The organism is Sphingomonas sp. Leaf257 (assembly GCF_001422185.1).
Lineage (GTDB): Bacteria > Pseudomonadota > Alphaproteobacteria > Sphingomonadales > Sphingomonadaceae > Sphingomonas > Sphingomonas yabuuchiae.
The window spans coordinates 1-24,236 of the sequence record NZ_LMMH01000035.1 but is presented as its reverse complement, the minus strand read 5'-3'; the positions used below and the strand labels follow the sequence as shown (position 1 = coordinate 24,236).

Genomic DNA, 24,236 nt, shown 5'->3' with positions numbered 1-24,236 from the left:
AAGGGTAGCGGCGATGGCCATGAACCTTCCCTCCCGCTCCGGTCGGGGCCGCCGTGCGCCGATGGCGGACATCAACGTGACGCCGCTGGTCGACGTGATGCTGGTGCTGCTGATCATCTTCATGGTGACCGCGCCGCTGTTGACGAGCGGCGTGCCGGTCAACCTGCCCGACAGCCGCGCCAAGGCGCTGGACCAGGAGCAGAAGCCCGAACAGATCGCGATCGACGAACAGGGGCGCATGTTCCTGAACGATGACGAGATCACCGAAGGCGACCTGCCCGCCAGGCTGGACGCCATCGCGGCCCGCAAGGGCCCAGACGGACAGGTGCCGCAGGTCTATCTGCGCGCCGACCGCGCGCTGGATTATGGCCGGGTGATGCGGGTGATGGGCGAGCTGAACCGCGCCGGGCTGAACCGCGTGTCGCTGGTCACCGTGGAGGGCGGACCGTCACAGGGAGCGGGCACCCGCTAATGGAGCGTGGGGAACGGACCGGACTGGCGATTGCGGTCGCAGGACATATCGTCCTGTTCGGCCTGTTGTCGGTCGGCTTTCTGTCGACGCCGAACCCGGAAAAGCTGAAGGTCACGCCGATCGACATCTCGCTGGTCAAGGACGTCGCGCTGGAAGCCGCGTCGCCCAACCCCAACGAGCAGGCCGCCCAGTCGATCGCGCCCGAGGAAGGACCGCCCGAGGACGCCGCGCCGCCCGAGCCGGTGGAGGCCGAACCCGAGCCCCAGCCCGCCCCGCCGCCCCCGGCGCCGCAGTCGAAACCTCAGCCGCAACCTAAACCCCAGCCGAAACCCGAACCGGCCAAGCCCCAGCCGCGCCCGGAACCTAAGCCGCAGCCGAGGCCCCAGCCCAAACCGGCGGAAAAGCCCCAGCCGCAGCCCCAGCCCCAGCCCCAGCCCCAGCCGAAACAAAAGCCCGCGCCCGCCAAGCCCGCGCCCGCCAAGCCGGTACGCGAGGCCAAGCCCGCGCCCGCCGCTCCGGCCAAGCCGAGCCCGGCGGCCAGGCCCTCCACCGCCAAGCCCGCCACCCCGGCGCGGGGCAGCGGCCAGAGCCAGACGGCGACCACGGCCAAGCCGCGCGGATCGCGTCTGGGCGACAATTTCCTGAAGGGCCTGTCGCCCGATCCGTCGCCCTCCAGGTCGGAAGCGGCTCCGGCGGCGAAGATGGGCGCGCTGCAGCTGGCCAATATCGCCTCGGCGATCCAGCGGCAGGTCCAGCCCTGCGCCAATCGGCAGGTGACGCCGGGACCGGGCGCGGAGAAGATTCGGGTCGCGATCAACCTGCACATCAACCGCGACGGCAGCCTGGCCTCCGAACCGCGCGTCGTCGGCCATACCGGCGTCGACGGCGAGAATGACCGCTATGTCGACCGCGTCGACGCGCTGGCGATCGCGACGTTCAAGGGCTGCTCGCCGCTGCGGGGGCTTCCGCAGGAACTGTACGACATTCCCAATGGCTGGCGGAACATCACGCTGCGCTACAAACTTCCGGGTTGAGGATGATGCTTATGCCCCGTTCCCTGCTGACTCTTCCGCTCACCCTGGCGCTGGCGGCCAGCGCTGTGGGGGCACAGGATGTGCCCGTGCCCGCAACCCAGGATCAGGCCGCTCCCGCCGCCGGGCAGCAGCCCGCCGCCCAGCCTGCCAACGGTCAGGAAGGGCTGGTCGTCGATGTCGAGGGCGGTATCTCCGCGCCGATGCCGATCGCTGTCCCGGCGATGCCGACCAGCGCGGTGGTGCAGACCCCGGCGGGCACCACCGACGTGGTGGGGCAGAAGCTGTCCGAGATCATCGTCAACGACCTGCGCAATTCAGGGCTGTTCACGCCGATCCCGCCCGCGCAGCTGCGCACCGTGTCTTTCCCGGAAGTGACGGCGCCCGCCTTTGACTATTGGAACGGCACCGGCGCGCAGGCGCTGGTCCAGGGTTATGTCCGCGCCAATGGCGACGGGACGCTGACGGTCGGCTGCTATCTCTATGACGTGCTGGCCAAGAGCGAGCTGGCGCGACAGGGCTTTGTCGTGTCGCCGGGCGACTGGCGGCGTGCGGCGCACAAATGCGCCGACACCATCTATACCAAGCTGACCGGCGAAGGCCCCTATTTCGACAGCCGCATCACCTATGTCTCGGAAACCGGGCCCAAGGCGCGTCGCATCAAGCGGCTGGCGATCATGGACCAGGACGGCGCGAACCATCGTTTCCTGACCAACGGCCAGTCGATCGTGCTGACCCCGCGCTTCGCGCCCAACCAGCAGTCGATCGTCTATATGTCCTATATCGACAAGCGGCCCGCCATCTATGTCTATGACATCGGCACCGGGCGCCAGCGTCTGGTGGTGCAGAACGCCGCGACGACCTTCGCGCCGCGCTTCTCGCCCGATGGCCGCTGGATTCTGTTCTCGATGGCGCAGGGCGGCAATACCGACATCTACCGCGTGTCGTCGCAAGGTGGGGCACCCCAACGCCTGACGAATGCGCCGGGGATCGATACCGGCGGCAGCTATTCCCCCGATGGTTCGAAGATCGTGTTCGAGAGCGATCGGTCCGGCGGGCAGCAGATCTACGTCATGAATGCCGATGGCTCGAACCAGCAGCGGATCAGCTTCGGCGGCGGGCGCTATGCGACCCCGGTGTGGAGCCCGCGCGGCGACCTGATCGCCTTCACCAAGCTGGGCGGTGCGTTCCGGATCGGCATCATGAACCCGTCGGGCGGCGGCGAAAAGCTGCTGACCAACAGCTGGCAGGACGAGGGGCCGAGCTGGTCGCCCAATGGCCGCGTCATCACCTTCCAGCGCTCGACGCAGGGGTCGTCGGGCAAGGCGGATGTGTGGATGGTCGACCTGACGGGCGTGAACGAGCGTCGTATTCCGACGCCGCTCGACGGGTCGGACCCCGCCTGGGGGCCGCTGCGCCAGTAAATTGTTTCGGGGGTTCCACCAATCTGTAGGGAGTTGAGAGTCCGATGACCAAGATCAAGACCACGCTCGTCGTCGCCACCATGGCGATCGCCATGGCGGGCTGCGCCAAGAAGCGCCCCGAAGTGCTGCCGCCCGCGCCGGTCAGCCAGGGCAATGGCGTCGATCCCAATGCGGGTGCGACCACCAATCCGGACGGCGCGATCGTTCCCGGCTCGGACGCCGACTTCAAGCGCTCGGTGACGTCGAACACGATCCATTTCGGGCTCGACCAATATGACATCGATCCCCAGTCGCGCGCGATCCTGGACAGCCAGGCGCAGTGGCTGGCACGCTATCCCAATGTCCGCATCACCATCGAGGGACATTGCGACGAGCGCGGCACCCGCGAATATAACCTCGCCCTGGGTGATCGTCGCGCCAACGCCGCCAAGAACTATCTGGCGGCACGCGGTGTTTCGCCGGAGCGGATGAACGTCATCAGCTATGGCAAGGAGCGCCCGGTCGCGCTGGGTTCGGACGAAGCCAGCTATGCCGAGAATACAACCTTGAACATTCGAACCAGCAGTCACATTTTTCCTAGAGTGGCCGGTCCGTCTGCCCCTCCACCACCGCTTCGCGGCGGTCCCCCTCCCCATCGGAGATGGGGAGGAATGGGGTTATCCCCGGAAAGCCTGGTTCAGCAGCTTCGCCAGCCGCAACCCGCCACGCTTCACCTGTTCGCGCTCGACCGGTGCCATCTCGCGGATCGCGGCTTCATCCATCGTCATATGCGCCGGCGTCGGCCGGCACGGATCGCCCCCCATCGCGGCGGCATAGGCGCGCTTGGCGATGGCCCAGTTCTCGCGGCTCCACGCCGTCACGCCGCCCGCCGACTCGCGCCGCCGCTCGGCCGCCGGATAGGCGCGGACCAGCTTGGGCGGGGTCGAGATCGCCCGCTCGGCGAGCAGGCCGTCCCAGATCGAATGCAGGTTCAGGCGGGGCGTCGCATAGGTGCCGTAATCGACATGGGTGTCGTTGCCGCCCTTGTCGCTCTTGTCCCCCGCGTGGAGCGGCTGGTGCAGGTCGCCGACGAAATGGACCAGGAAGGCCAGCGCCATCACCCGCTCCTTCGCGCCCGCATGCCTGTTCCTCAGGATGGCGAGCTGGCGCGGAATCTGTGCCGACACGCAGTCGCCCGTGTCGCAGGCCGGGGGCAGGCGGAAGGGCTGGCAGATGTCGATATTCTGATAATGCCAGACATAGGCATAGCCGAAGCGCGACTTGCCGTTTTCGTCCTTCAGCGGCTTGACGCAATCGGGCCAGACGCTGGCCTCCTCGATCGTCCGGACCGGACAGGTCGGCGTATCGAGCTGGGCTTGGGCGCGCAGGATCTGGCGGATCTCGGCGCGGGCATGCGGGGTGATGTTCGCCCAGGCGATGGCCGCGACGGTCTCGTGGCCATATTCCCAATAGGCGGCGGCGGGGGAGGCGAGGGACAGGCTGGCGAACAGGCCCGCCAGCATCCCGAGGAGAATGCGCAAGTGCTTCATAGCGCGCCCTTTATCCTTCGTCGGCATAGATCGCCACCCGATGTTCGCCCGCCGAAGTCGCGCGGCCGCGATACATGCCCGCCGTCGTCAGGCTCCACGCGATGGCGCCGTCGGGTGCCGCGACGATGGTGCCGCCGGTGCCGCCCAATGCCTTGACCTCGGCCAGCACGGTGTCGGCGGCGGTCTGGATATCCTCGCCGGTGAAGCGGCGGCGCGCGGCGATCTCATGCCCGACGCCGACCCGGATGAAGACCTCGCCCGATCCGGTGCACGACACCGCGCAGGCCCAGTCGTCGGCATAGGTGCCCGCGCCGATCAAGGGCGAGTCGCCGATCCGCCCCCAGCGCTTGCCGGTCACGCCCCCGGTCGAGGTGGCGGCGGCGACATGACCCTGGGTGTCGCAGGCGACTGCGCCGACCGTGCCGTATTTCATGTCGCTATCGAACGCGTCGGCATTGCGGGAGAGGAGCTCGTCGAGCTGGCGCCGCCGCTCGTCGGTGTGGAACCAGCTGGGGTCGACCTGCTCCAGCCCCTGTTCCACCGAAAAGCGATCCGCGCCCGATCCGGCGAGCAGGACATGCGGGCTCGCCTCCATCACCTGGCGGGCGAGCGACACCGGATTGCGGGTGCGAGTCACCCCCGCGACCGATCCGGCACGCCGGTCGCGCCCGTCCATGATCGCGGCGTCGAGTTCATTGGTCCCCTCGCGCGTGAAACAGGCGCCGCGTCCGGCGTTGAAATGCGGATCGTCCTCCAGCACGCGTACCGCCGCCTCGACCGCGTCCAGCGCGCCGCCGCCATCGGCCAGCACCGCCGACCCGGCCTTGAGCGCGGCGTCCAGCCCGGCGCGGGCGCCTGCATCCTGTTCGGGCGTCAGGACATCACGGGTGATCCGGCCCGCGCCGCCATGGATGACCAGCGACCAGGATGGGAACATGGGCGAAACTCCGAAACTGTCAGGGAAACGCCCGCGCCCCTATCAGATCGCAGGCTTGCTGCCATCCCCCGGCCTCAAGCCTATGAGGGGCCGTAGCCATCTGACATTGCGTCCGATCAGATAAAAGGCCCAGCATCCCGCCACCGTCGCCGCGATCAGGATCATGGTATCGAGCCAGAGCGGCCAGCCCAGCCCGCGCAAGGCAAAGGCGACCAGAATGATGATCGTCTGGTGGATCAGATAGAAGGGGAAGACCGCTTCGGTCAGCGTCCGCCGCCAGGGATGGTCGCGGTTCCAAAATCGCTCGGCCACCCCGATCAGCGCGACGACCGCCATCCAGCCCTGTACCGCGCGCGCGCCCGCAAAGACGATGCCCAGCCCCGGCGGCGCGCCCGCCATGCCCGGCCAGCGCCACTCCAGTCCGGCGGCGACCGCATAGCTGGCCAGCGCGATCAGCGCGGCGACGACCCAGCCCCGGCGGAAGCTGTCCAGCACCCGCTCCGACCCCGCCATGCCGAAGCCGAAGAGCAGGGCGGGGAGATAGATGGCATGCGCCAGCCAGTCGTCGAGCAGGCCATGGGTTTCCGACTGGCCGGGGAACAGCCGGATATCGACCAGCAACAGCCAGACCACCGGCAGCACCGCGCCGCCCCATCCGCCGAACACCCGGTCGAACAGCCGCTGCGTTGCCCCGGCCAGGCCATGGCCGACCGCCAGCATGACCGCGATCGCCATGGTATAGGCCCAGAGATAGCCGACGAACCAAAGGTGATTCCAGGCGGGCGTCGGCACCACGCCCCCGATCGCCCGAAAGCCCAGCCAGTCCCGCATCCAGAAGGTCCAATAGGATCCGGCATAGCCATATTTGCTCGCCAGCTCGGCCCAGATCTGCGGCGGCACCAGCACGCAGACGCCGAAGAGCAGCGGCACGAGCAGCCGGATGCTGCGCCCCCGCGCGAAGCTGAAGACGCTGGGATGCCGCACCGCCAGCGCGCGCGTGGCATAGCCGGACACGACGAACAGCAGCATCAGCCGCCACGGATTGCTCGCCAGCATCGGGATCGCCACCCAGGGCAGCCGCGCCAGCTGGACGTGAAAGCCCCAGGGCACGAACACCATGCCGATATGATAGAGGATCAGGATGGCGAAGGCGCCGATCCGCAACCAGTCTAGGCCGTAATGGCGGGGGATGGGGGCGGCGGTCATTTGGCGGTCTGGTACAGCACTGACTTTGAACCGCAACTCGCTGCGCGTATATAGCGGTCCATGTCCATTCGTCCCTGGCGTGATATCGTCCGCCGCCAAAGCCGTCAGATCATGGTGGGCAACGTGCCCGTGGGCGGCGACGCCCCCGTGACCGTGCAGACCATGACCAACACGCCGACCAGCGATCCGGTCGCCACGATCAACCAGATCCGGCGCTGCGAAGAGGCGGGTGCGGACATCATCCGCGTCTCCTGCCCTGACACCGATTCGACCGCCGCGCTGGCCAAGATCACCAAGGCGGCGCGTGTTCCCATCGTCGCGGACATTCATTTCCACTATAAGCGCGCGCTGGAAGCCGCCGATGCGGGGGCCGCGTGCCTGCGCATCAATCCGGGCAATATCGGCTCGTCCGAGCGCGTCGCCGAAGTCGTACGCGCCGCCAAGGCCAATGGCTGCGCCATCCGAATCGGCGTGAATGCCGGGTCGTTGGAGAAGGACCTGCTCGAAAAATATGGCGAGCCGTGCCCCGAGGCGCTCGTCGAGTCGGCGCTCGACCATATCAAGCTGCTCCAGGACCATGACTTCCACGAATATAAGGTCGCGGTGAAGGCGTCCGACGTCTTCCTGGCGGTCGCGGCCTATCAGGGGCTGGCCGAGGCGACCGACTGCCCGCTGCATCTGGGGATCACCGAGGCGGGCGGGCTGATCGGCGGGACGGTCAAGTCCTCGATCGGCATCGGCTCGCTCCTCTGGTTCGGGATCGGCGACACGATCCGCGTCTCGCTCTCGGCCGAGCCCGAGGAAGAGGTGCGCGTCGGCTTCGAGATCCTGAAGGCGCTGGGCATCCGCAATCGCGGCGTGCGCGTGGTATCCTGCCCGTCCTGCGCACGGCAGGGCTTCGATGTGATCCGCACCGTGCAGGTGCTGGAGGAACGGCTCCAGCATATCCGCACGCCCATGTCGCTGTCGGTGCTGGGCTGCGTCGTCAACGGCCCCGGCGAGGCGCGCGAGACCGATATCGGCGTGACCGGCGGCGGCAACGGCAAGCACATGGTCTATCTGTCGGGCCTGACCGATCACACGGTCGAGGATGCCGACATGGTCGAGCATATCGTCAAGCTGGTCGAGGCCAAGGCCGCCGAACTGGAAGCGGCCGATATCGCCAAGGCGGCGATCGCGGCGGAGTAATGCCTGCCGTCATCCGTATCGCCGCCGCCCTGATCGACGACGGGGCGGGGCGATTGCTGCTGGTGCGCAAGGCGGGCACGTCCTGCTTCATGCAGGCGGGCGGCAAGATCGAACCGGGCGAGGACCCCGCCGCCGCGCTGATCCGCGAACTGGACGAGGAAATAGGCCTGCGCGTGGATGTGGACGCGCTGCGGCCGGTCGGCCGGTTCGCGGCGGCGGCGGCGAATGAGCCGGGGCACCGGATCGACGCGACGGTCTTCCACCTGCGCAGCACGCACGTACCGGTTCCGGCGGCGGAGATCGAAGAAGCGGTCTGGGTGGATGCGGCGACGGTGGACATGATGACGCTGGCGCCGCTGCTCCGCGAGCATATCCTGCCCTGGTATCGCCGGATGCTGGTGCATCCATAATTCCTCCCCTGTAAGGGGAGGGGGACCAGCGAAGCTGGTGGAGGGGTGTCGCCGTTGGCGAAGGCGGTATGACCTCGCGACCGGCGACACCCCTCCGTCAGGGCTGCGCCCCGCCACCTCCCCTTGCAGGGGAGGAATGGCTCACAGCCGCAACCCCAGCCGCACGCCTGCACCCATATCGGGCGCGCCCTTGCTGACCCCGGCGCTGCCCTGCACGCCCAGCGACAGGCGCTGCGACAATGCGGTGTCGAGCCCCGCGCCGATTTCCTGCCGGTCGGCGACCTGATCGCTCACTCGCGAGGCGTAATTGTACGAGACGCTGACCTCGCTCGCCTTGCCGATCCCGACTGCCACGCCGCCGCGCGCGCTGGTCACCTCGCGCAGGCTATAGCCATCGGGCTGGCCGACAAAGGTGTGGCCGACCGCCGCGAAGGGCGTGACCTTGCCCGGCACCGCTGCCTCCGCCACGATCGAATAATCCGCCTTGCCCGTGCCCAGCCCGCGCGAGGCCGAGGCGGTGGGCAGCTTGGCGCTGCCGGTCAGGGCCAGCGCCAGGTGATGGCGACGCGGCGGCACCAGTTGGACCGAGGCGCCGACCACCGCATCGCCCAGCCCGCTGCGCTTCACACGGGTGGCGGGCTTGGTGGGATCGACCAGGATCGGCAGGCCCAGCGGCCCGCCGGGCGCGACGACATTGCCCGGCGCATCGACCTGCACATAGGGCAGTGCGGCGAACACCGTCACCCGCTTGCGCTTGGCGCGCAGCGTCGCGGTGGAACTGGCGCTGCGCACCTCCTGACTGGTGCCGTATTGGCCCGACGCATAGTCCGCGCCGACCGAGGCGGTGACCTGCGCGCCCGCAGGGGCGGCCAGCAGCATCGTCAGACCCGTTGCGGCGATCAGCGTCTTCATTCCCTTTGTCCCTTGATGTTCGGTTCGAACGGGCAACGGATGCCGGGCGGGGTTTAATCCCAATCATAAATTCCTCCCCTGCAAGGGGAGGGGGACCATGCGAAGCATGGTGGAGGGGTGTCCCGCTCTCGATAGGGTGATACCCCTCCGTCAGGCCTTCGGCCTGCCACCTCCCCTTACAGGGGAGGAATAGCAGCCTCGCCTTTCCGCCGCCGCCCCGGTATCGCCACGGCATGAGCGCGCGCACCTCTCCCGTCATCGCCTTTGGCGCCGCCGCGCTGGGTATCGCGATCTATTCGGTGATGGACACGCTGATGAAGCGGCTGTCGATCGACAGCGGGGCCTATAGCGCGGTGCTGTGGCGGTCCTGGGTCGGGGTGGCGATTACCGGCGCCTTGTTCCTGGCCAAGCGGGGACGCTGGCCCGCGCGCGAGGTGCTGGCTCTTCATATCGCGCGCGGGGCGACGGGCGGCGCCTCGGTCCTGCTGTTCTTCTGGGGCCTGGCGCGGGTGCCGATGGCGCAGAGCATCGCGCTGACCTTTCTCTCGCCCCTGATCGCGCTGTTCCTCGCCGCCTTCATGCTGGGCGAGACAATCCGGCGCGCCGCGATCCTGGGGTCGCTGATCGCGGGCGCGGGCGTGCTGGTGATCGCGGGCGGCGAGGTGCAGGCGCAGGCCTCCACGCAAGTGGTGCTGGGCTCGCTCGCCATTCTGGTCGCCTCGATCCTTTACGCGGTTAGTCTGGTGCTGTTGCGGCGGCAGGCGCAGGTCGCGGGCCCGGCCGAGGTCGCGCTGTTCACCATGCTGGTCATCGCGGTGCTGATGACGCCCGCCGCGCCCTTCGTCTCGGGCTGGCCCGCCGCGCAGCAATGGCCCAGCATCGTGATCGCCGCGCTGCTCGGCAGCCTGTCGGCGCTGCTGCTCGCCTGGGCCTATGCGCGCGCAGAGGCACAGGTGCTGGCGCCGGTCGAATATACCGCCTTCGTCTGGGCGGCGGGGCTGGGCTATGCGGTGTTCGGCGAGCATGTCTCGCTGTTCACGCTGGCGGGGGCGGTGCTGATCATTGCGGGGTGCGTGGTGGCGGTGCGGCGGCCTGTCGCGCCCGGACCGCAGAGCGAGGCCGGATTATGAGCATCACCCTTCGCCCGGCCGAACCGGCCGATACCGCCACGATATTGGGCTTCGTCCGCGAACTGGCGGCGTTCGAGCGCGAGCCCGACGCGGTCGTCGCCACCGAGCCGATGCTGGCCGAGGCGCTGTTCGGCGTGCCTCCGGCGGCGGAGGCGGTCATCGCCGAGCGGGACGGTCAGGCGGTCGGCTTTGCGTTGTTCTTCGCCAATTTCTCGACCTGGACCGGGCGGCGCGGGCTGTATCTCGAAGACCTGTACGTCACGCCCTCCGCGCGTGGGGGCGGGGTCGGCAAGGCGTTGCTGATCCATCTGGCGGGGATAGCACGGGATCGCGGCTGGGCGCGGTTCGAATGGTCGGTGCTCGACTGGAACACGCCCGCGGTGGAATTCTACCGCGCGATGGGGGCGCAGGCGATGGACGAGTGGACGGTGCAGCGGGTGTCGGGTGAGGCTTTGAAGACGCTCGCGGGACGGTAGACCGGAATAGGGTTCGCGCAGAGGTGTTGAGCCCCGAGGCGTGCCTCATTCCTTCATCTCTGGCTGATGATCGAGGGATGCTGTCAGCGGCAGGCGAGCCACCTCCGCATTCTCCGCGCCTCCGCGCGAACCAATCTTCTTGGCCGCCGCACATCCCCCGCTCCGTTAAGCCTGGGCGCAGTCGAAGGCCAAGGGATGGACCCTTCCTCAGGCTCCGGGATGGCCCTCCCCAACCCCTCCCGCCTGCGGGAGGGGAGTAGAAGAAAGGTAGAAACAAAAACGCCCCGGTGCGCGGGGCACCGAGGCGTCTTCGTCAAACCGGAACCGGAAGGATCAGGCGCGGCCGGGGACGTCGTGGTCGTGGGGCTCTTCGCCCTTGGCCTTGGCGTCCTCATAGCGTTCGATCGCCTCGGTGACGATGCGGCGGGCTTCGTCGCGGTCGCCCCAGGTGCCGATACGCACCCACTTCTTCTTCTCCAGATCCTTATAGTGGGTGAAGAAGTGCTCGATCTGCTGGAACACGATCTCGGGCAGGTCGTCGCGACCGCCGACGTTCGAATAATAGGGGAAGGTCGAGTCGACCGGCACGCAGACCAGCTTCTCGTCGCCGCCGGCTTCGTCTTCCAGGTTCAGCACGGCGATCGGGCGGGCACGCACGACGCAGCCCGGGATGAAGGGCGAGCGCGACACGACCAGCGCGTCGAGCGGATCGCCATCGGGCGACAGGGTGTGCGGCACGAAGCCGTAATTCGCCGGATAGCGCATCGGCGTGTGCAGGATGCGGTCGACGAACAGCGCGCCGGACGCCTTGTCGAACTCGTACTTCACGGGCTCGCCGCCGGTCGGCACCTCGATCACGACATTGAGGTCATCGGGCGGGCTCTTGCCGACGGGAATGAGGTCGATGCGCATCGAATCGGTCTTTCTTGCCAATACCGGAAGAGTTCCGGTGGAAAAACAATGGCGGGCGCGATAGCGCAACCCGCCATGTCGTGTCGATAGACGAGGATGAAGCCTTCGTCAGACAGGCGTCAGCGTGCGGTCAGCAAGCGATCCAGCCCGGTCTCGCCGGTGCCGACCTTTTGCAGACGCGGATAGCGCGGGCCGCCGGTATAATCGATCGTCACCTCGCGGAAGACATCCTGGTTCTTTATCACCAACTTGACCGGCTTTTTCGGGTCCTTGGCGGCCAGGATCGCGGCCTTCAGCCGATCGCCGGTATAGCTTTCGCCGTTCACCGCCTGGATTTGCGTGCCGACATCGATGCCCGCCTTGAACGCCGGACTGTCCCAAATTGAACTGGTCACCTCGCCGCTGTTCGCCACCGTCAGGCCGATCGAATAGGTGACGTTGGTGCTGCCCTTCTCGCCCTGCTTGAAGGTCGGGGTCGGCTCGGGCGTGTAGACCAGCTTGTAGCCGTTCATGGCAAAGCCGTTGATCGGCGCGGGCTTGCCCGTCTCGGTGATGCGCTGGCGCAGGAAACCGGCCCAGTCATAGGGCACGATGCCGTTCAGCGTGCTGGCGACATCCTCGAAGGTATAGGTCACTTCGCCCCAGTCGCCGTTGCGGATGCCGAAGAACGCCTTGGCGAAATCGTCGATCGACTTGGTGCCGTTCGACTTCTGGCGGAGCATCGCATCGACCTCCATCCAGACCATCAGGCCTTCGTTGTAATAATCCTCCGACCGCTGCCAGCTGGTCCAGCCCTTGGGCTTGCGCGACGAGATGATGGGGTCGTTGGTGGTGTCGAGCAGATCGCGCCACTGCCGCGCGGGCGCGGTGTCGTAGATGGCGAGGATCGAGGCGTACTGGTCCAGCGTATCCTGCTTCGACACCATGCCCGACCGCGCCTGGAGCACATAACCCCAGAATTGCGTCTGCCCCTCATAGACCCAGAGCAGCGAGTTGCGCATCGGCGTTCGGAAATCGGGCGTCCACAGGTCCGCGCCGCGCCGGAACTTGCCGTCCCAGCTGTGCGTGAACTCGTGCGGCAACAGGTTGCGACGGCCCGGCCCGGCGTCCCATTCGGTGAAATAGCCCGGCGTCACGCCGTTTTCGGACGAGCGGTGATGCTCGAGACCGATCCCGCCCAGCTGGTCGCTGATCGACAGCAGGAACTCATATTTGTCGTAATGCTGCGCGCCGAAGGTCTTCACCGCCTGATCGACCAGCCGCTGGTGCGCGGCGATCTGCTCGGGCTTGGCGTTCAGTTCGGCAGCGTTGTCGGCAAAGACGTTGAGGTTCACCTGCGGGCTGAGCGGGAAGACCTTGCCGTACTTGCCCGCCAGCACCGGCGAATCGACCAGGATTTCGTAATTGGTCGTGTCATAGGTGTAGGTCGAACCCGACGCCTTGGCCGGGACCGCGCCCGCCGCCGTCCAACCCGTAGGGAAGATCGCGGTCATCTGGATCGGGATCTGGCGGGTATAATAGCCCGCCGGATACAGACTGACCGAATTGGGCTGGAGCGAGATCATCGTCGGGGTTACGGCGATGCGGCCCTGGTCCGGCTTGGTCGCCGACAGGAACTGGAACTCCAGGTCCAGTGCCTTCGTGCCCGACGGCACGTCGACATGGAAGGCGAAGACATCGACCGTATCGCGCGTCCAAGGCAGGACGCGGCCATTCGCCTTGATGACCAGACCCGCCAGCTTCTCGATCTCGCCGCGCGGATTGTGCGCGCCGGGCAGCCATTTGGGGAATAGCAGCGCCATCGGACCCGCCTTGGCGACGGGGATGGTCTCCTTCACGCGGAAGATGCCGCGCTGGGTATCCGTGGCATCGACGACCAGCTTGATCGTGCCCGGATAGGGCGTGTCGACCGCATCGGGTATGGTGTTGACGAAGGGAGCCGCAGCGGCGGGCGCGGAGTTGCCCTGCGGGACTTGGGCATTCGCCACGAAGAGCGGGGCAGCAGCGGAGGAGACGAGCAGCGAGGCGACGAACACGGAACGAAGCGGGTGGCGGATCATGAAAGGCCTTTTGCGGCGACGGGGAGATGGCGGCAGGTTAGGCACCCGATAGGCCAGTCGTCCAGACCCTTTTGGCGGTCCCCTATCCGCCGCCGCCGCCCAACACGTTGACGGTAAAGGCGATGACGCCGAGGTTGAAGATGAAGGCCGCCAGGCACTGGCCGGTCACCACCCGTCGCATCCGGCGCAAGGCGATCGACACGTCGCTGGTCTGGAAGGTCATGCCCAGCGTCACCGAGAAATACAGAAAATCCCAATAATCGGGCTCGGCCGTGTCGGGGAATTGCAGACCGCCCGCATCGCCGTCGCCATCCACGCTGTAATAGAGGTGCGCATAATGCAGCGCATAGACGATGTTGGAGAACAGCCAGGCGAGGATCAGCGTGCCGACGACCAGCGCCACGGTGACGGTGCTGCTCCGCCCACGCAACTCGCCGCCGACCGCGACCAGCACGACGAACAGCACGATCCCGCAAAACACGAGCAGCACCGCGCGATTGGCGTCGTTGCGCGCGGCACGGGCGCGCATCTTCGCGGCCTGACCCTGACGCAGCAGGGGGATGAGCGACCCGATGAACAGAAGCGCGGCGGCATCGAATCCGGCTAGGATGCCCCGCGTCATGCCCAGAACCGGCACCAGCCCCCCAGCCGCCCCGATCAGGATCAGCGCGAACAGCAGGAAACGCGGCGGCGCGATCCGATCGCCGATACGGGTTTGCAGGCGCTGCCAGCGGGGAGTGGTCATGAGCAGGACTTAACGCGCAGCGAGCGAACTTGACCATGGGGGAAACCGGCTCACCCCACGGCGCGCAATTCGTCCTCGGCGATGGCCACGCGATTGCGCCCGTCCCGCTTGGCCCGGTAGAGCGCGTCGTCCGCCGATCGGAACAGATCGTCCTGGCTGGTGGTGGTGCGGCCCGGATAGAGGATCGCCTGCCCGATGCTGACCGTGACGATGCGGCCGGGGGGCAGTCCGGGATGCGGCATCGCCATGGCCTCGACATGGCGACGAACGGCCTCCGCAACCCTCAGGTCGGCGCCGGGGACCAGCAGGGCGAACTCCTCGCCGCCGCAGCGGGTGACCTGCTCGATCGGGCAGCGGGCGGCGGCGGCGATCGTTTTCGTCACCGCCTGCAGGCACAGGTCGCCCGCCGCATGTCCGGCCGAATCGTTGAACAGCTTGAAATGATCGACATCGATCAGGATCAGGCTGAACGCCTCGCCGCGCGTCCGGGCGGCCTGCCACAATTCGGGATAGCGTGCGTCCAGACTGCGCCGATTGCCCGCCCCGGTCAGCGGATCGCAAAGGGACATGCGGGTCAGCTCTTGGACCGCGGCTTCCAGCTCGCTGCTCTGCCGGTGCTGGATCAGGGTCAGCAGGAAACGCTCCTTCTGCACCCGCTCGTAGAAAAAGCCGCCTACCGGCGTCGCCAGGATCATCGCACTGTGAAAGATCAGGATGTCGACCGACTGGAGCAGCGGGGTCCAGGGGGCAATGGCGAAGGGCAGGCCCAGATAGGCGGCGATATTGGCGAGCGACACCAGGATCGCCGCGTGCGTCCTGATCGGCAGGACGAGATTGGTGACAAAGGCCGCGACCAGCGCGGTCGTGGCCAGCCGCTCGGACAGGGGTGGCGGTACCGCCAGTGACAGGCGGGTGACCAGCGCGACGGTGATGACCAGCGGGATCGCCCCGGCCAGCCACATATGGGCCGGTGCGATTCGCCGCTGCGCCACGAGCCACAGCCCCAGCGCGATGGCGGGCAATTGCAGGCTCAGCTTCCAGTGGAGAGACAGATTCAAAACGCCGATGCGCGCATCCGCCACTAGGCCGAACAGTGTCAGAACCAGAAGGGTGACAAGGACATAGGCGACCTGGCTGCGTGAACTATCGGCGCGATCGCAATCGAATTGCCGCTCGAGGTGGGGCGGCAAACGGTTCGAAGTGGCGAGGCGGGAAAGCGATTCCTCAAGTTCTTGGCGGTCAGGCATGGTAAACTCCGGCGGTACTGACCCTATAGGCACGTCGGTAAATCTTGTATTGCCGAAAATAAACGACATTGGCAGCTTGCATATATTTCAATGATATTTTCGTTTCTGCTTCAATCGCTTGGGAATACGGTCAACCGATTGGTCCGATATCGTTGCTGGTTCGGTTCAAATTGTTCGGCCTCACCGTCGATGGGGAAGTGTAATTCAAGCAGATCAAGGCTTTAGGGTGCGTGGTGTGACATGTTGCCGCCATGCCCGACACTGCCCCCCATGCCGCCGCACTGATCATTATCGACATGATCAACGACCTGGACTTCGAGGGCGGGGAGGATCTGCGCGCAGCGGCCGAGGCGGCGGCGCGGCGGATCGTGGCGTTGCGGGAGGAGGCGGACGAAGCGGGCGTGCCGGTCATCTACGTCAACGACAATTTCGGCCATTGGCATTCCGAACGCTCCTCGATCGTCGCGCATTGCGACCGTGAGGACAGCCCCGGCCGTGCGTTGATCGCCGCGCTCCGGCCGCGCGACAGCGACTATTTCATCGTGAAGCCGCAATTTTCGGGCTTCTATGCCACCAACCTGCCGGTGCTGCTGCCGCAACTGGGCGTCAGCCGCGTCATCCTGACCGGGGTGGCGGCGGATATCTGCGTGCTGTTCACCGCCGCCGATGCGCATATGCGCGAGTACGACCTGTGGGTGCCGGGCGATACGGTGGCCAGCGAGAGCGACGATCATCGCCGCTGGGCGCTGGAGATCATGCGGCACAGCATGTGCGCGGAGACGCGTCCCACGACCGAACTGGCACTGGCGGATTGGTTGTCCAGGGACGGGTGATCGCACTCTAGCGCAGCGGCGCTCGCTACCTTAGATAGCGCCACCTCTATGGCACGGATCGAAACCCCCAAGCGCGTGCGCGGCACGCAGGACATCTTCGGCGACGAACAGCGCCGCTTTGCGCAGGTGCTCGGCACCTTCGAGCATGTCCATGGCCTCTACGCCTTCCAGCGGCTCGACCTGCCGGTGTTCGAGGATACGCAGGTCTTTGCCCGGTCGATCGGCGAGACGACCGATGTCGTGTCGAAGGAAATGTACACCTTCCCCGATCGCGGCGGCGACCTGCTGACCCTGCGGCCCGAATTCACCGCCGGGATCGCGCGCGCCTATCTGACCGAGGGGTGGCAGCAATATGCGCCGCTCAAGCTCGTCACCTCGGGCGCGGTGTTCCGTTACGAGCGCCCGCAAAAGGGCCGCTATCGCCAGTTCCACCAGATCGACGCCGAGATTTTGGGCGCGCCCGAACCGGCGGCGGATGTCGAACTGCTGGTGATGGCCGACCAGTTGCTGCGCGAACTGGGTATCGCCGAGGGCGTGACGCTGCAACTCAACACGCTGGGCGATGCCGAGACGCGCGACGCTTGGCGTGACGCGCTGGTCGCGCATTTCGAGGCGCACCGGGATCAACTGTCCGAAGACAGCCTGGTGCGGCTGGAGAAGAATCCGTTGCGCATCCTCGACTCGAAGGACCCGCGCGACCGGCCGATTGCCGATGCCGCGCCCGATATCGACGCCTATCTGACCCCCGAAGCCCGTGCCTTTTTCGAGGCGGTGACGGCGGGGCTGGACGCGGCGGGGGTCGCCTGGACACGCAATGCGCGGCTGGTGCGGGGGCTCGATTATTACCGCCACACGGCGTTCGAGTTCGTGACCGACCGGCTGGGCTCGCAGGGCACCGTGTTGGCGGGGGGGCGCTATGACGGACTGATCGAGTCGCTTGGCGGACCGGCGACGGCGGGCGTGGGCTGGGCGGCCGGGGTCGAACGGCTGGCGATGCTGCTCGACGAACCGGAGAAGCCGGGGATCGATGCGGTCGTGGTGTCAATGGGGGCGGCGGCGGAATTGCGTGCGACGGGGCTGGTCGCCGAGCTGCGCCGCGCGGACGTCGCGACCGACATGGCGTTTCGTGGCAATATGAAGCGTCGCATGGCCAAGGCGAACGACCAGGGCGCGCGCTATGCGCTGATCCTGGGCGATGACGAGCTGGCGAACGGCCAGGTGCAGGTCAAGGCGCTGAAGACCGGCGAGCAGGCCAAGGTGTCGCTCGACATGGTGGCGCAGAGCCTGTCCGACCTGCTGTTCGAGGATGAGATCGCCGAGGATCATGGCGAGCAGCTTCCCCCATTGGCGCAGCGTCTGACGCCGCGATGAAGACCATTTCGGCGGAGCGCATCGCGCAGATCGAGGCGCGACGCGACGAATTGCAGGCGATGATGGCCACCGGCGAGCTGCCCTCGGACCGCTTTGTCGCGGTGTCGAAGGAATATGCCGAGCTGGAGCCGGTCGCCAATGCCGCCGCCGAGGTGCGTCGGTTGCGGCAGGAGGCCGACAGCCTGGCGTTCATGACGCAGGACGGCGACGACGAGCTGCGCGAGCTGGCGGCAGAGGAACTCCACGCTAACCGCAATGCGCTGGCGGCGGCGGATCGCCATTTGGCGCTGGCCCTGCTGCCGCGCGACGCCGCCGACGAACGCGCCGCGATGCTTGAAATCCGCGCCGGGACCGGTGGCGATGAGGCGGCTTTGTTCGCGGGCGACCTGTTCCGCATGTACCAGCGTTATGCCGAGCGGCAGGGCTGGCGGGTCGAGGTCATCTCCGCCTCGGTGCCCGATACCGGCGGCTATAAGGAAGTCGTCGCCTCGGTCGCGGGGGCGGGCGTGTTCGCCAAGCTGAAGTTCGAATCGGGCGTCCACCGCGTCCAGCGCGTGCCCGTCACCGAATCGGGCGGGCGCATCCACACCTCAGCGGCGACCGTCGCGGTGCTCCCCGAAGCGGAGGAGGTCGATCTCCAGATCGACGACAAGGATCTGCGCATCGACATCTACCGCTCGTCGGGTGCAGGCGGGCAGCACGTCAACACCACCGACTCGGCGATCCGCATCACCCATATCCCGACCGGGCTGGTCGTGATCCAGCAGGACGAACGCTCGCAGCACAAGAACCGCGCCAAGGCGATGAAGGTGCTGCGAACCCGCCTCTACGAAGCCGAACGCGAGCGGCTGGCGGCGGAACGCGCAGGTACCCGGCGGTCGATGGTCGGCTCGGGCGACCGGTCGGAGCGGATCCGGACGTACAATTTTCCGCAGGGCCGCGTGACCGATCACCGGATCAACCTGACGCTGCACCGCCTGCCCGAAATCCTGGAGGGCGAACTGGACGAACTGATCGGCGCGCTGCTGGCGGAGGATGAAGCCGAACGGCTCGCCGCGCTCGATGGCTGATATTCGCGCGGAGACGCGGAGACGCGGAGCGGTGCAACCCGCTGCGCCGCAGGCTTTCCATCTTCGCCGGTCGATGGCACCCAAGCGCTGCCCCAAGCCGCACATCTCCGCGCCTCCGCGCCTCCGCGCGAACCGATTTTCTCTGATTTCCAGCATGCGCCGGGGTGAGACGGCGTGACGGACGCCCGCACCGCGATCGCAACAGCCGCCGAACGTTTCGCATTCTCCCCCACCGCGCGGCTCGACGCGGAACTGCTGCTCGCCCACGCCCTGGGGATCGAGCGCAATGCCCTGCTGCTCGACCTGACCCGCCCGGTCCCCGACAGCTTCTGGCCGCTGGTCGAGCGCCGCGCCGCGCAGGAGCCGGTCGCCTATATCACCGGCACGCGGGGTTTCTGGACGCTGGACCTGATGGTCGGCCCCGGCGCGCTGGTCCCCCGCGTCGATAGCGAGACGCTGGTCGATGCGGCGCTACGGCACTTCAGGGGGCGTGCCCCCGCCACCCTGCTCGACCTGGGCACCGGGCCAGGCACGTTGCTGCTCGCCCTTCTCGACGAGTGGCGCGACACGAAGGGGCTGGGTGTCGACCGTTCCCCGCAAGCGTTGCGATACGCCGTCGCCAACGCCGCGGCCTGTGGCCTGGCCGACCGGGCGCGGTTCTTGTGCGGCGACTGGGCGACCGGGCTGGCGGGGCCGTTCGACTGCATCGTCACCAACCCGCCCTATATCGGAACGGCCGAGCCGCTCTCGCCCGAGGTACGCGATTACGAGCCCGGCACCGCACTCTTCGCCGGGCCGGACGGGCTGGACGATTACCGGCTGCTCGCCCCCGAACTGCGCCGCCTGCTCGCCCCCGGCGGGGCGGCGGTGGTCGAGATCGGGCATGAACAGGCCGGGGCGGTGACGGCTTTGCTGGCGGATCAAGGCTTTGCGGTAACGCTGCACCGCGATCTGGGCGGGCGGCCGCGTGCCCTGCTGGCGCATTGAACAATCGCGCGTGATGCCCTATATTTCACTTGAAGGACCTAGGTCCGACCCGCTAGAGCGGGCACAGGGGCACGCGAACATCTGGCACTCTCACCGGTTTTTCGGGGTCGCAGGATGTCGGGCCGATGCCCATACCCTTCGTCATGTAGTCGCTGCTGTCCGGCGGCCGTGGCAGCGCCCGAAATCGGGTGCGACAGCTTCGCATCGCGCGAACCGCGCGCGATGTCGGGAAGAGTGGGTCGGAAAAAGTGGACCTTGTTGGTTTGACGACTAAGGACGAACAGCTTGATCAATAATCGGCAGGCCGGCCGCCGTCGCGGTCGTGGCGGCAACAACAATGGTGGGCAGCGTCCGGGCGGCAATCCCGGCCGTTCCGACAATGGCAATCGCATCGACAACCGCGCGCGCGGCAACGCCAGCCAGCTGTACGAGAAGTACAAGAATCTGGCGACCGAGGCGCAGCGTCAGGGCGACCGGGTCAACACCGAATATTACTGGCAGTTCGCCGATCACTATTTCCGGGTGCTGAGCGAAACCCGCTCGCGCTTCGAGGAGCAGAATCAGCGCCGCCAGCGCGAGGAATCGCGCGACGACCAGTATGACGACGGCTTCGACAACGACGCCGAGGATTATGGCGACGAGGGCGATCCCATCCGTCCCGGCGAGCAGCAGGGCGAGGTCGAACAGCCGCGGCGTGAGCGTCAGCCCAGAGACAGCCAGCGCGACAACCAGCCGCGCGAAACCTATGCTCGCGACAATCAGCAGCGCGAAGAGCGTCCCCGGCGCGACCGCGACGATCGCCCGCGCCGTGAGCCGCGCGAGGATCGCCGCCCGATGCGCGCCGAACAGCCCGCCATGGTCGAGGATGCGCAGCCGGTCGTGACCGCGCCCGTCATCACCCCCGAGGTCGCTTCGGCACCGCAGGCCGAGGAGGAAGCGCCCCGTCGTCGCGGTCGCCCGCGTCGCGAGCGTCCCGCCGAGGTGCAGGATACGGGCGAGCAGACCGGCTTCGACGCCGATCGCCTGCCCCCGGCCCTGAGCGCTGCGCCCGAGGCGGAAGCGGCTCCCGAGGAAAAGCCCCGCCGTCGTCGCGTCCGCGCGGCGGCTCCGGTGGAGCCGGAGGCGGCGGCGGGCTGATCGCCTTCCACGCTTTCGATGGATAAAGGACCGGCCTTCGCGATGTTCGCGGGGGCCGGTTTTTTATGGTCGCCGGTCGACATCCTCGTCATGCCCGGTGCCCGAGCTGAGGAAGACCAGCCCCATCAGCGCCCCGGTCAGCATCACCATGCCGCCGATCCCGCCAATCACCCCCAGCATCGTCACCCCGTTGAGCGGGCCATAGACCTCGGCCAGCGCGATCATCGCGAAGGCCACCGCGACGGCGGCCGCGACCGTCATCCACGCCATCAGCATGCGGAACCGCGCCCAGGCGAAGGCCGCTTGTTCGGGATCGTCGAGTCCGGGTGGGGGCGGGGACATGGGCCGACTATGGGCAACGGGGGCCCGCTCGACAAGCCGGGCAGGCCTTACCCGGCCCGGCGCAACCGCCCGACCGGCAGCTTGGCCCAGATGCCCCCGGCGATCGCATCGATCTCGCGCCGGACCGGGTGGCGCACGGCATAGACGACCGCCAGCCAGGCCAGCACGCCCGCCGCCGCGCTCACGCTCAACAGCGTGAAGCCGACCGCCTCGGGCGATGCGACCCAGCGATAGACGGCCAGCAGCGGCGCGACCGTCGCCAGCGTGGCGATCAGGCTCTGGGCATAGACTTTGACCATCCCCCGCCAGGCAAAGCCGGTCAGCGGCTTCATCAGCGTGGCGTAAAGCACGAACCACACGATCCCATAGCCGATGCGCGAGATCGCCGCCCATTCCAGGCTGACCGTCGCCCCCAGGATCAGCAGCCCGATCGACGCGATCGTATCCAGCGCATTGGCGACGATCAGCCGCCGGATATGTCCCAGCAGGATGGGCAGCTCGAAATGCAGCGGCACGGCGGCGAAGAACAACTGCCCCAGCGCGATCCAGCTCAACAGCGGCGCCACGCCCGCCCAGCGCGGCCCATAGAGCATCAGCACGATCGGCGTCGCGGCGGTGGCGAGGAAGGTCATGGCGGGCCAGGTCACGCCGCTATAGGCCGCGACCACCCGCTGATAGGGCGCGGCCAGATCGGCTCCCGCATCGCGCAGGCGGGCAAAGGCCGGATAGAAGACGCCATCGACCGCGCCGCTGACCAGCATCTGCAACTGCGCGCCCAGGCTCGAGGCGCGGCTGTACAGGCCGACCGCGGTCAGGGTCAGGATACGGCCGATGACCAGCTCCGGGCTGCGCGAGCTGATCGCGTCGCTGATATAGAGAAGCGAGCTGTTCGATCCGAAACGCAGGATCGGGCCGATGCCCTTCAGGCTGGGTGGGAAAGGCGGACGGATGCCGGACCGCCACTGGCCGATGATCGCGCGGGCCGCCTGTTGCGCGACCGAGGCCCAGGCCAGCGCAAAGGCCGAATAGCCCGCCCAGGCCAGTGCCAGCGAAAACACCGCATTGACCACCGCCGCGCCGACGCTGGTCAGGAAGATGGAGTAATAGTCCATCCGTCGCTGAAGCATCGCGCCCGGCACGATGCCGAAGGGCACGATCAGATAGGACCCGGCGATGATGACGAGCAGCGGGGTCAGCCGGACATTGTCGTAGAATCGCGCCACCGGCCAAGCGAGCGCAAAGATGATCAGGCCGATACCCAGCGCAAAGATCAGCGACACCGAAAAACAGGTGCGCAGCTGCTCTTCGGTCAGGTCGCGCTCGCCCGCCACGAACCGGCGGATGCCGAAATCCTGCAACGCGGACACCAGCATCGCGGCCGACAGCGCGATCGAATAAAGCCCCATCTCGGACGGGCTGAGGAAGAAGCGCGATATGACCACGCTGACGACGAACTGAATCGCAAAGGCGATATATTGCGCGCCGATCGACCAGAGCGCCGCCCCGCGAACCGAAGAACCGCTCATCGCCGGATCCGATGCCGGGTCAGCAGCCCGGCGAGCCGGATCGCGCCCAGCCGCTGATGGTGACTCGCCAACCGCGCCACGGCTCGCCAAAGCCCGGCTACGGGTTCGCCACCCGCCCGGCGCACATCGTCGAGATGCGCGGCGATCCAGGTCAGCCCTTCTCCCGCCATCACTTCGGGCGCGTATAAGAGCCCGCGCACCACTTCGGCGCGGACATCGCTTGCCACACCCGGCCGCCCGAAAATGGTATCGAGCGTCTCGATCGGGGGAAGGGCGGTCCAGCCGTCCGAAGGGTCAGGTCGCCCTTCGGCACGCGCCACCCGGGCCAGCCGCGCGACCGCCACGCCATAACGCTGGGCCAAGACATGCCGGTGCGACACCTGCGATGGGGAATAGCGATAGAGGTGCAGCCGCTCGGGCAGATTGGCGATCCGCGTCCGCTCCGCCAACCGAAGCCACAGGTCGTAATCCTCGCAATGGCGATAGGCGGGCCGATAGCCGCCTGCGGCTTCCAGTACGTCACGACGCATCATCACCGAAGGATGGCAAAGCGGCGACGCGGTCGGCAAGGCGGCGGCAATGACATCGGCGGACAAGGGGTGATCGACCGGCGGTTCGCTGCGGCGATGCCCCTGCGCATCGATCGTCTCGATCTGTGTCCCGACAACGCCATGGTCCAGGTTCGTGTCGAGAAAGGCCACCTGCCGTGCGAAACGCTCGGGCAGGGCGACGTCATCGCCGTCCATGCGGGCGATATAGGGGCCACGTGCCACCGCGATGATATGGTTCAGGCTGGCCACCAGCCCCTGATTGGCCTGGCGGATCACCCGGATACGCGGATCGATCGCCGCATAGCGGTCGATAATGGCGGGGGAGTGGTCGGTCGAGCCGTCATCGACGATCACCAGCTCGAAATCGCCAAAGGTCTGGGCAAGGATGCTGTCCAGCGCGTCAGCCAGATATTCCGCGTTGTTGTAGACGCTCAGGGCGACGGTGATCCGGGGCGACGTCATGCTCGTATCACTCGTTCCCTGGTACGCGGTCACTAGGAAAGCCCTACACCCATGTCTGCCTAGGGCGGAATCGCGAAGCTGCCAAAGGTTCCGCGAGGGGCCGACCATGGCGCCAGGCTTAAGCCGCCAAAACTAAAGGATTTTTGAAATTTTGCAGAAAAATGGCACTTTTTGTGTTGACCCTCTGATCGACCCGGCCTAGAGGGGTTTCACCGCAGCGGTGGTCGCAACGACTGACCGGTGCAGCTACGACAGATCGGCGCACTTGAGGCCCTGGG

23 protein-coding genes and 1 pseudogene are annotated in these 24,236 nt (G+C 67.2%); 13 read left to right on the top strand and 11 right to left on the bottom strand.

From position 1 onward, the window contains the following. Positions 1-13: 13 nt before the first annotated feature. From tolR to pal, 4 genes and pseudogenes are all read left to right on the top strand, one after another. Positions 14-472: a protein TolR gene (gene tolR / locus ASF14_RS18180; protein ID WP_056438561.1), complete on the top strand. Its 459-nt coding sequence runs from the start codon at positions 14-16 to the stop codon at positions 470-472. Continuing rightward, positions 472-1,506 (top strand): hypothetical protein, encoded by a 1,035-nt coding sequence (locus ASF14_RS18175; RefSeq protein WP_056438560.1) that lies wholly within the window; start codon positions 472-474, stop codon positions 1,504-1,506. The genes tolR and ASF14_RS18175 overlap by 1 nt, the downstream gene beginning before the upstream one ends. An 11-nt stretch (positions 1,507-1,517) precedes the next feature. Beyond that, a complete protein-coding gene (gene tolB, locus ASF14_RS18170) occupies positions 1,518-2,927 on the top strand; it encodes a Tol-Pal system beta propeller repeat protein TolB (RefSeq protein WP_056438959.1) in 1,410 nt (469 codons plus the stop codon). Between the two features lie 44 nt (positions 2,928-2,971). After that, positions 2,972-3,466: pseudogene (pal, locus tag ASF14_RS21010) on the top strand (peptidoglycan-associated lipoprotein Pal); the annotation flags it as partial. A gap of 117 nt (positions 3,467-3,583) precedes the next feature. On the opposite strand, the gene ASF14_RS18165 reads toward pal, so the two are convergent. From ASF14_RS18165 to ASF14_RS18155, 3 genes are read right to left on the bottom strand one after another with little or no spacing between them, the layout of a single operon-like run. Next, the gene (locus ASF14_RS18165; protein ID WP_056438558.1) at positions 3,584-4,456 is read right to left on the bottom strand and encodes a S1/P1 nuclease; all 873 of its coding nucleotides are present in this window, start codon (positions 4,454-4,456) and stop codon (positions 3,584-3,586) included. A 10-nt stretch (positions 4,457-4,466) separates the two neighbouring features. Beyond that, positions 4,467-5,393, bottom strand: a complete 927-nt coding sequence (locus tag ASF14_RS18160; protein ID WP_056438556.1) for an isoaspartyl peptidase/L-asparaginase family protein — start codon at positions 5,391-5,393, stop codon at positions 4,467-4,469. Positions 5,394-5,435: 42 nt separating this feature from the next. After that, positions 5,436-6,599, bottom strand: a complete 1,164-nt coding sequence (locus ASF14_RS18155) for an acyltransferase family protein (protein ID WP_056438552.1) — start codon at positions 6,597-6,599, stop codon at positions 5,436-5,438. A gap of 60 nt (positions 6,600-6,659) precedes the next feature. Between ASF14_RS18155 and ispG the strand changes: the two genes are divergently transcribed. Both ispG and ASF14_RS18145 read left to right on the top strand, forming a co-directional pair. Beyond that, positions 6,660-7,787 carry a flavodoxin-dependent (E)-4-hydroxy-3-methylbut-2-enyl-diphosphate synthase gene (ispG, locus tag ASF14_RS18150; RefSeq protein WP_056438549.1) on the top strand — a complete coding sequence of 376 codons (1,128 nt, stop codon included), beginning with the start codon at positions 6,660-6,662 and terminating at the stop codon, positions 7,785-7,787. Further along, positions 7,787-8,197 carry an NUDIX hydrolase gene (locus ASF14_RS18145; protein ID WP_056438547.1) on the top strand — a complete coding sequence of 137 codons (411 nt, stop codon included), beginning with the start codon at positions 7,787-7,789 and terminating at the stop codon, positions 8,195-8,197. The genes ispG and ASF14_RS18145 overlap by 1 nt, the downstream gene beginning before the upstream one ends. A gap of 141 nt (positions 8,198-8,338) precedes the next feature. Here ASF14_RS18145 and ASF14_RS18140 read toward each other — a convergent pair whose 3' ends face one another. Then, positions 8,339-9,109: a transporter gene (locus ASF14_RS18140; RefSeq protein ID WP_056438544.1), complete on the bottom strand. Its 771-nt coding sequence runs from the start codon at positions 9,107-9,109 to the stop codon at positions 8,339-8,341. 233 nt (positions 9,110-9,342) lie between these two features. On the opposite strand from ASF14_RS18140, the gene ASF14_RS18135 reads away from it, so the two are divergent. Together ASF14_RS18135 and ASF14_RS18130 are read left to right on the top strand one after the other, a co-directional pair. Then, complete coding sequence (locus ASF14_RS18135; RefSeq protein WP_056438541.1) at positions 9,343-10,239, top strand: DMT family transporter; 897 nt, start codon at positions 9,343-9,345, stop codon at positions 10,237-10,239. Beyond that, positions 10,236-10,715, top strand: coding sequence for a GNAT family N-acetyltransferase (locus ASF14_RS18130; protein ID WP_056438538.1), 480 nt, complete (start codon positions 10,236-10,238; stop codon positions 10,713-10,715). The genes ASF14_RS18135 and ASF14_RS18130 overlap by 4 nt, the downstream gene beginning before the upstream one ends. Before the next feature lie 333 nt (positions 10,716-11,048). Here ASF14_RS18130 and ppa read toward each other — a convergent pair whose 3' ends face one another. The 4 genes from ppa to ASF14_RS18110 form a co-directional block, all read right to left on the bottom strand. Continuing rightward, complete coding sequence (gene ppa, locus ASF14_RS18125) at positions 11,049-11,627, bottom strand: inorganic diphosphatase (protein WP_056438535.1); 579 nt, start codon at positions 11,625-11,627, stop codon at positions 11,049-11,051. Positions 11,628-11,746: 119 nt separating this feature from the next. Beyond that, positions 11,747-13,687 (bottom strand): M61 family metallopeptidase, encoded by a 1,941-nt coding sequence (locus ASF14_RS18120; RefSeq protein ID WP_056438532.1) that lies wholly within the window; start codon positions 13,685-13,687, stop codon positions 11,747-11,749. 82 nt (positions 13,688-13,769) lie between these two features. After that, on the bottom strand, positions 13,770-14,432 hold the full coding sequence (locus tag ASF14_RS18115; RefSeq protein ID WP_056438530.1) for a DUF1345 domain-containing protein: 663 nt from the start codon (positions 14,430-14,432) through the stop codon (positions 13,770-13,772). A 50-nt stretch (positions 14,433-14,482) separates the two neighbouring features. Next, on the bottom strand, positions 14,483-15,679 hold the full coding sequence (locus ASF14_RS18110) for a GGDEF domain-containing protein (protein ID WP_168371566.1): 1,197 nt from the start codon (positions 15,677-15,679) through the stop codon (positions 14,483-14,485). Between the two features lie 251 nt (positions 15,680-15,930). Between ASF14_RS18110 and ASF14_RS18105 the strand changes: the two genes are divergently transcribed. The 5 genes from ASF14_RS18105 to ASF14_RS18085 all read left to right on the top strand — a co-directional run bounded on the left by ASF14_RS18105 (position 15,931) and on the right by ASF14_RS18085 (position 21,077). After that, positions 15,931-16,512 carry a cysteine hydrolase family protein gene (locus ASF14_RS18105; protein WP_056438527.1) on the top strand — a complete coding sequence of 194 codons (582 nt, stop codon included), beginning with the start codon at positions 15,931-15,933 and terminating at the stop codon, positions 16,510-16,512. A 48-nt stretch (positions 16,513-16,560) separates the two neighbouring features. Further along, positions 16,561-17,883 (top strand): histidine--tRNA ligase, encoded by a 1,323-nt coding sequence (gene hisS / locus ASF14_RS18100; RefSeq protein ID WP_056438524.1) that lies wholly within the window; start codon positions 16,561-16,563, stop codon positions 17,881-17,883. Continuing rightward, on the top strand, positions 17,880-18,953 hold the full coding sequence (gene prfA / locus ASF14_RS18095) for a peptide chain release factor 1 (RefSeq protein WP_056438521.1): 1,074 nt from the start codon (positions 17,880-17,882) through the stop codon (positions 18,951-18,953). The genes hisS and prfA overlap by 4 nt, the downstream gene beginning before the upstream one ends. A gap of 174 nt (positions 18,954-19,127) precedes the next feature. Further along, a complete protein-coding gene (gene prmC / locus ASF14_RS18090) occupies positions 19,128-19,940 on the top strand; it encodes a peptide chain release factor N(5)-glutamine methyltransferase (protein WP_056438518.1) in 813 nt (270 codons plus the stop codon). 285 nt (positions 19,941-20,225) lie between these two features. Continuing rightward, on the top strand, positions 20,226-21,077 hold the full coding sequence (locus ASF14_RS18085; RefSeq protein ID WP_056438515.1) for a DUF4167 domain-containing protein: 852 nt from the start codon (positions 20,226-20,228) through the stop codon (positions 21,075-21,077). Positions 21,078-21,140: 63 nt separating this feature from the next. Here ASF14_RS18085 and ASF14_RS18080 read toward each other — a convergent pair whose 3' ends face one another. Genes ASF14_RS18080 through ASF14_RS18070 form a run of 3 tightly spaced genes read right to left on the bottom strand, consistent with a single transcriptional unit; the run spans position 21,141 to position 23,958 of the window. Beyond that, positions 21,141-21,419 carry a hypothetical protein gene (locus tag ASF14_RS18080; protein ID WP_056438513.1) on the bottom strand — a complete coding sequence of 93 codons (279 nt, stop codon included), beginning with the start codon at positions 21,417-21,419 and terminating at the stop codon, positions 21,141-21,143. A 47-nt stretch (positions 21,420-21,466) separates the two neighbouring features. Next, positions 21,467-22,945, bottom strand: a complete 1,479-nt coding sequence (locus ASF14_RS18075; RefSeq protein ID WP_056438510.1) for an oligosaccharide flippase family protein — start codon at positions 22,943-22,945, stop codon at positions 21,467-21,469. Then, positions 22,942-23,958 (bottom strand): glycosyltransferase family 2 protein, encoded by a 1,017-nt coding sequence (locus ASF14_RS18070; protein WP_056438508.1) that lies wholly within the window; start codon positions 23,956-23,958, stop codon positions 22,942-22,944. The genes ASF14_RS18075 and ASF14_RS18070 overlap by 4 nt, the downstream gene beginning before the upstream one ends. Between the last annotated feature and the right edge of the window lie 278 nt (positions 23,959-24,236).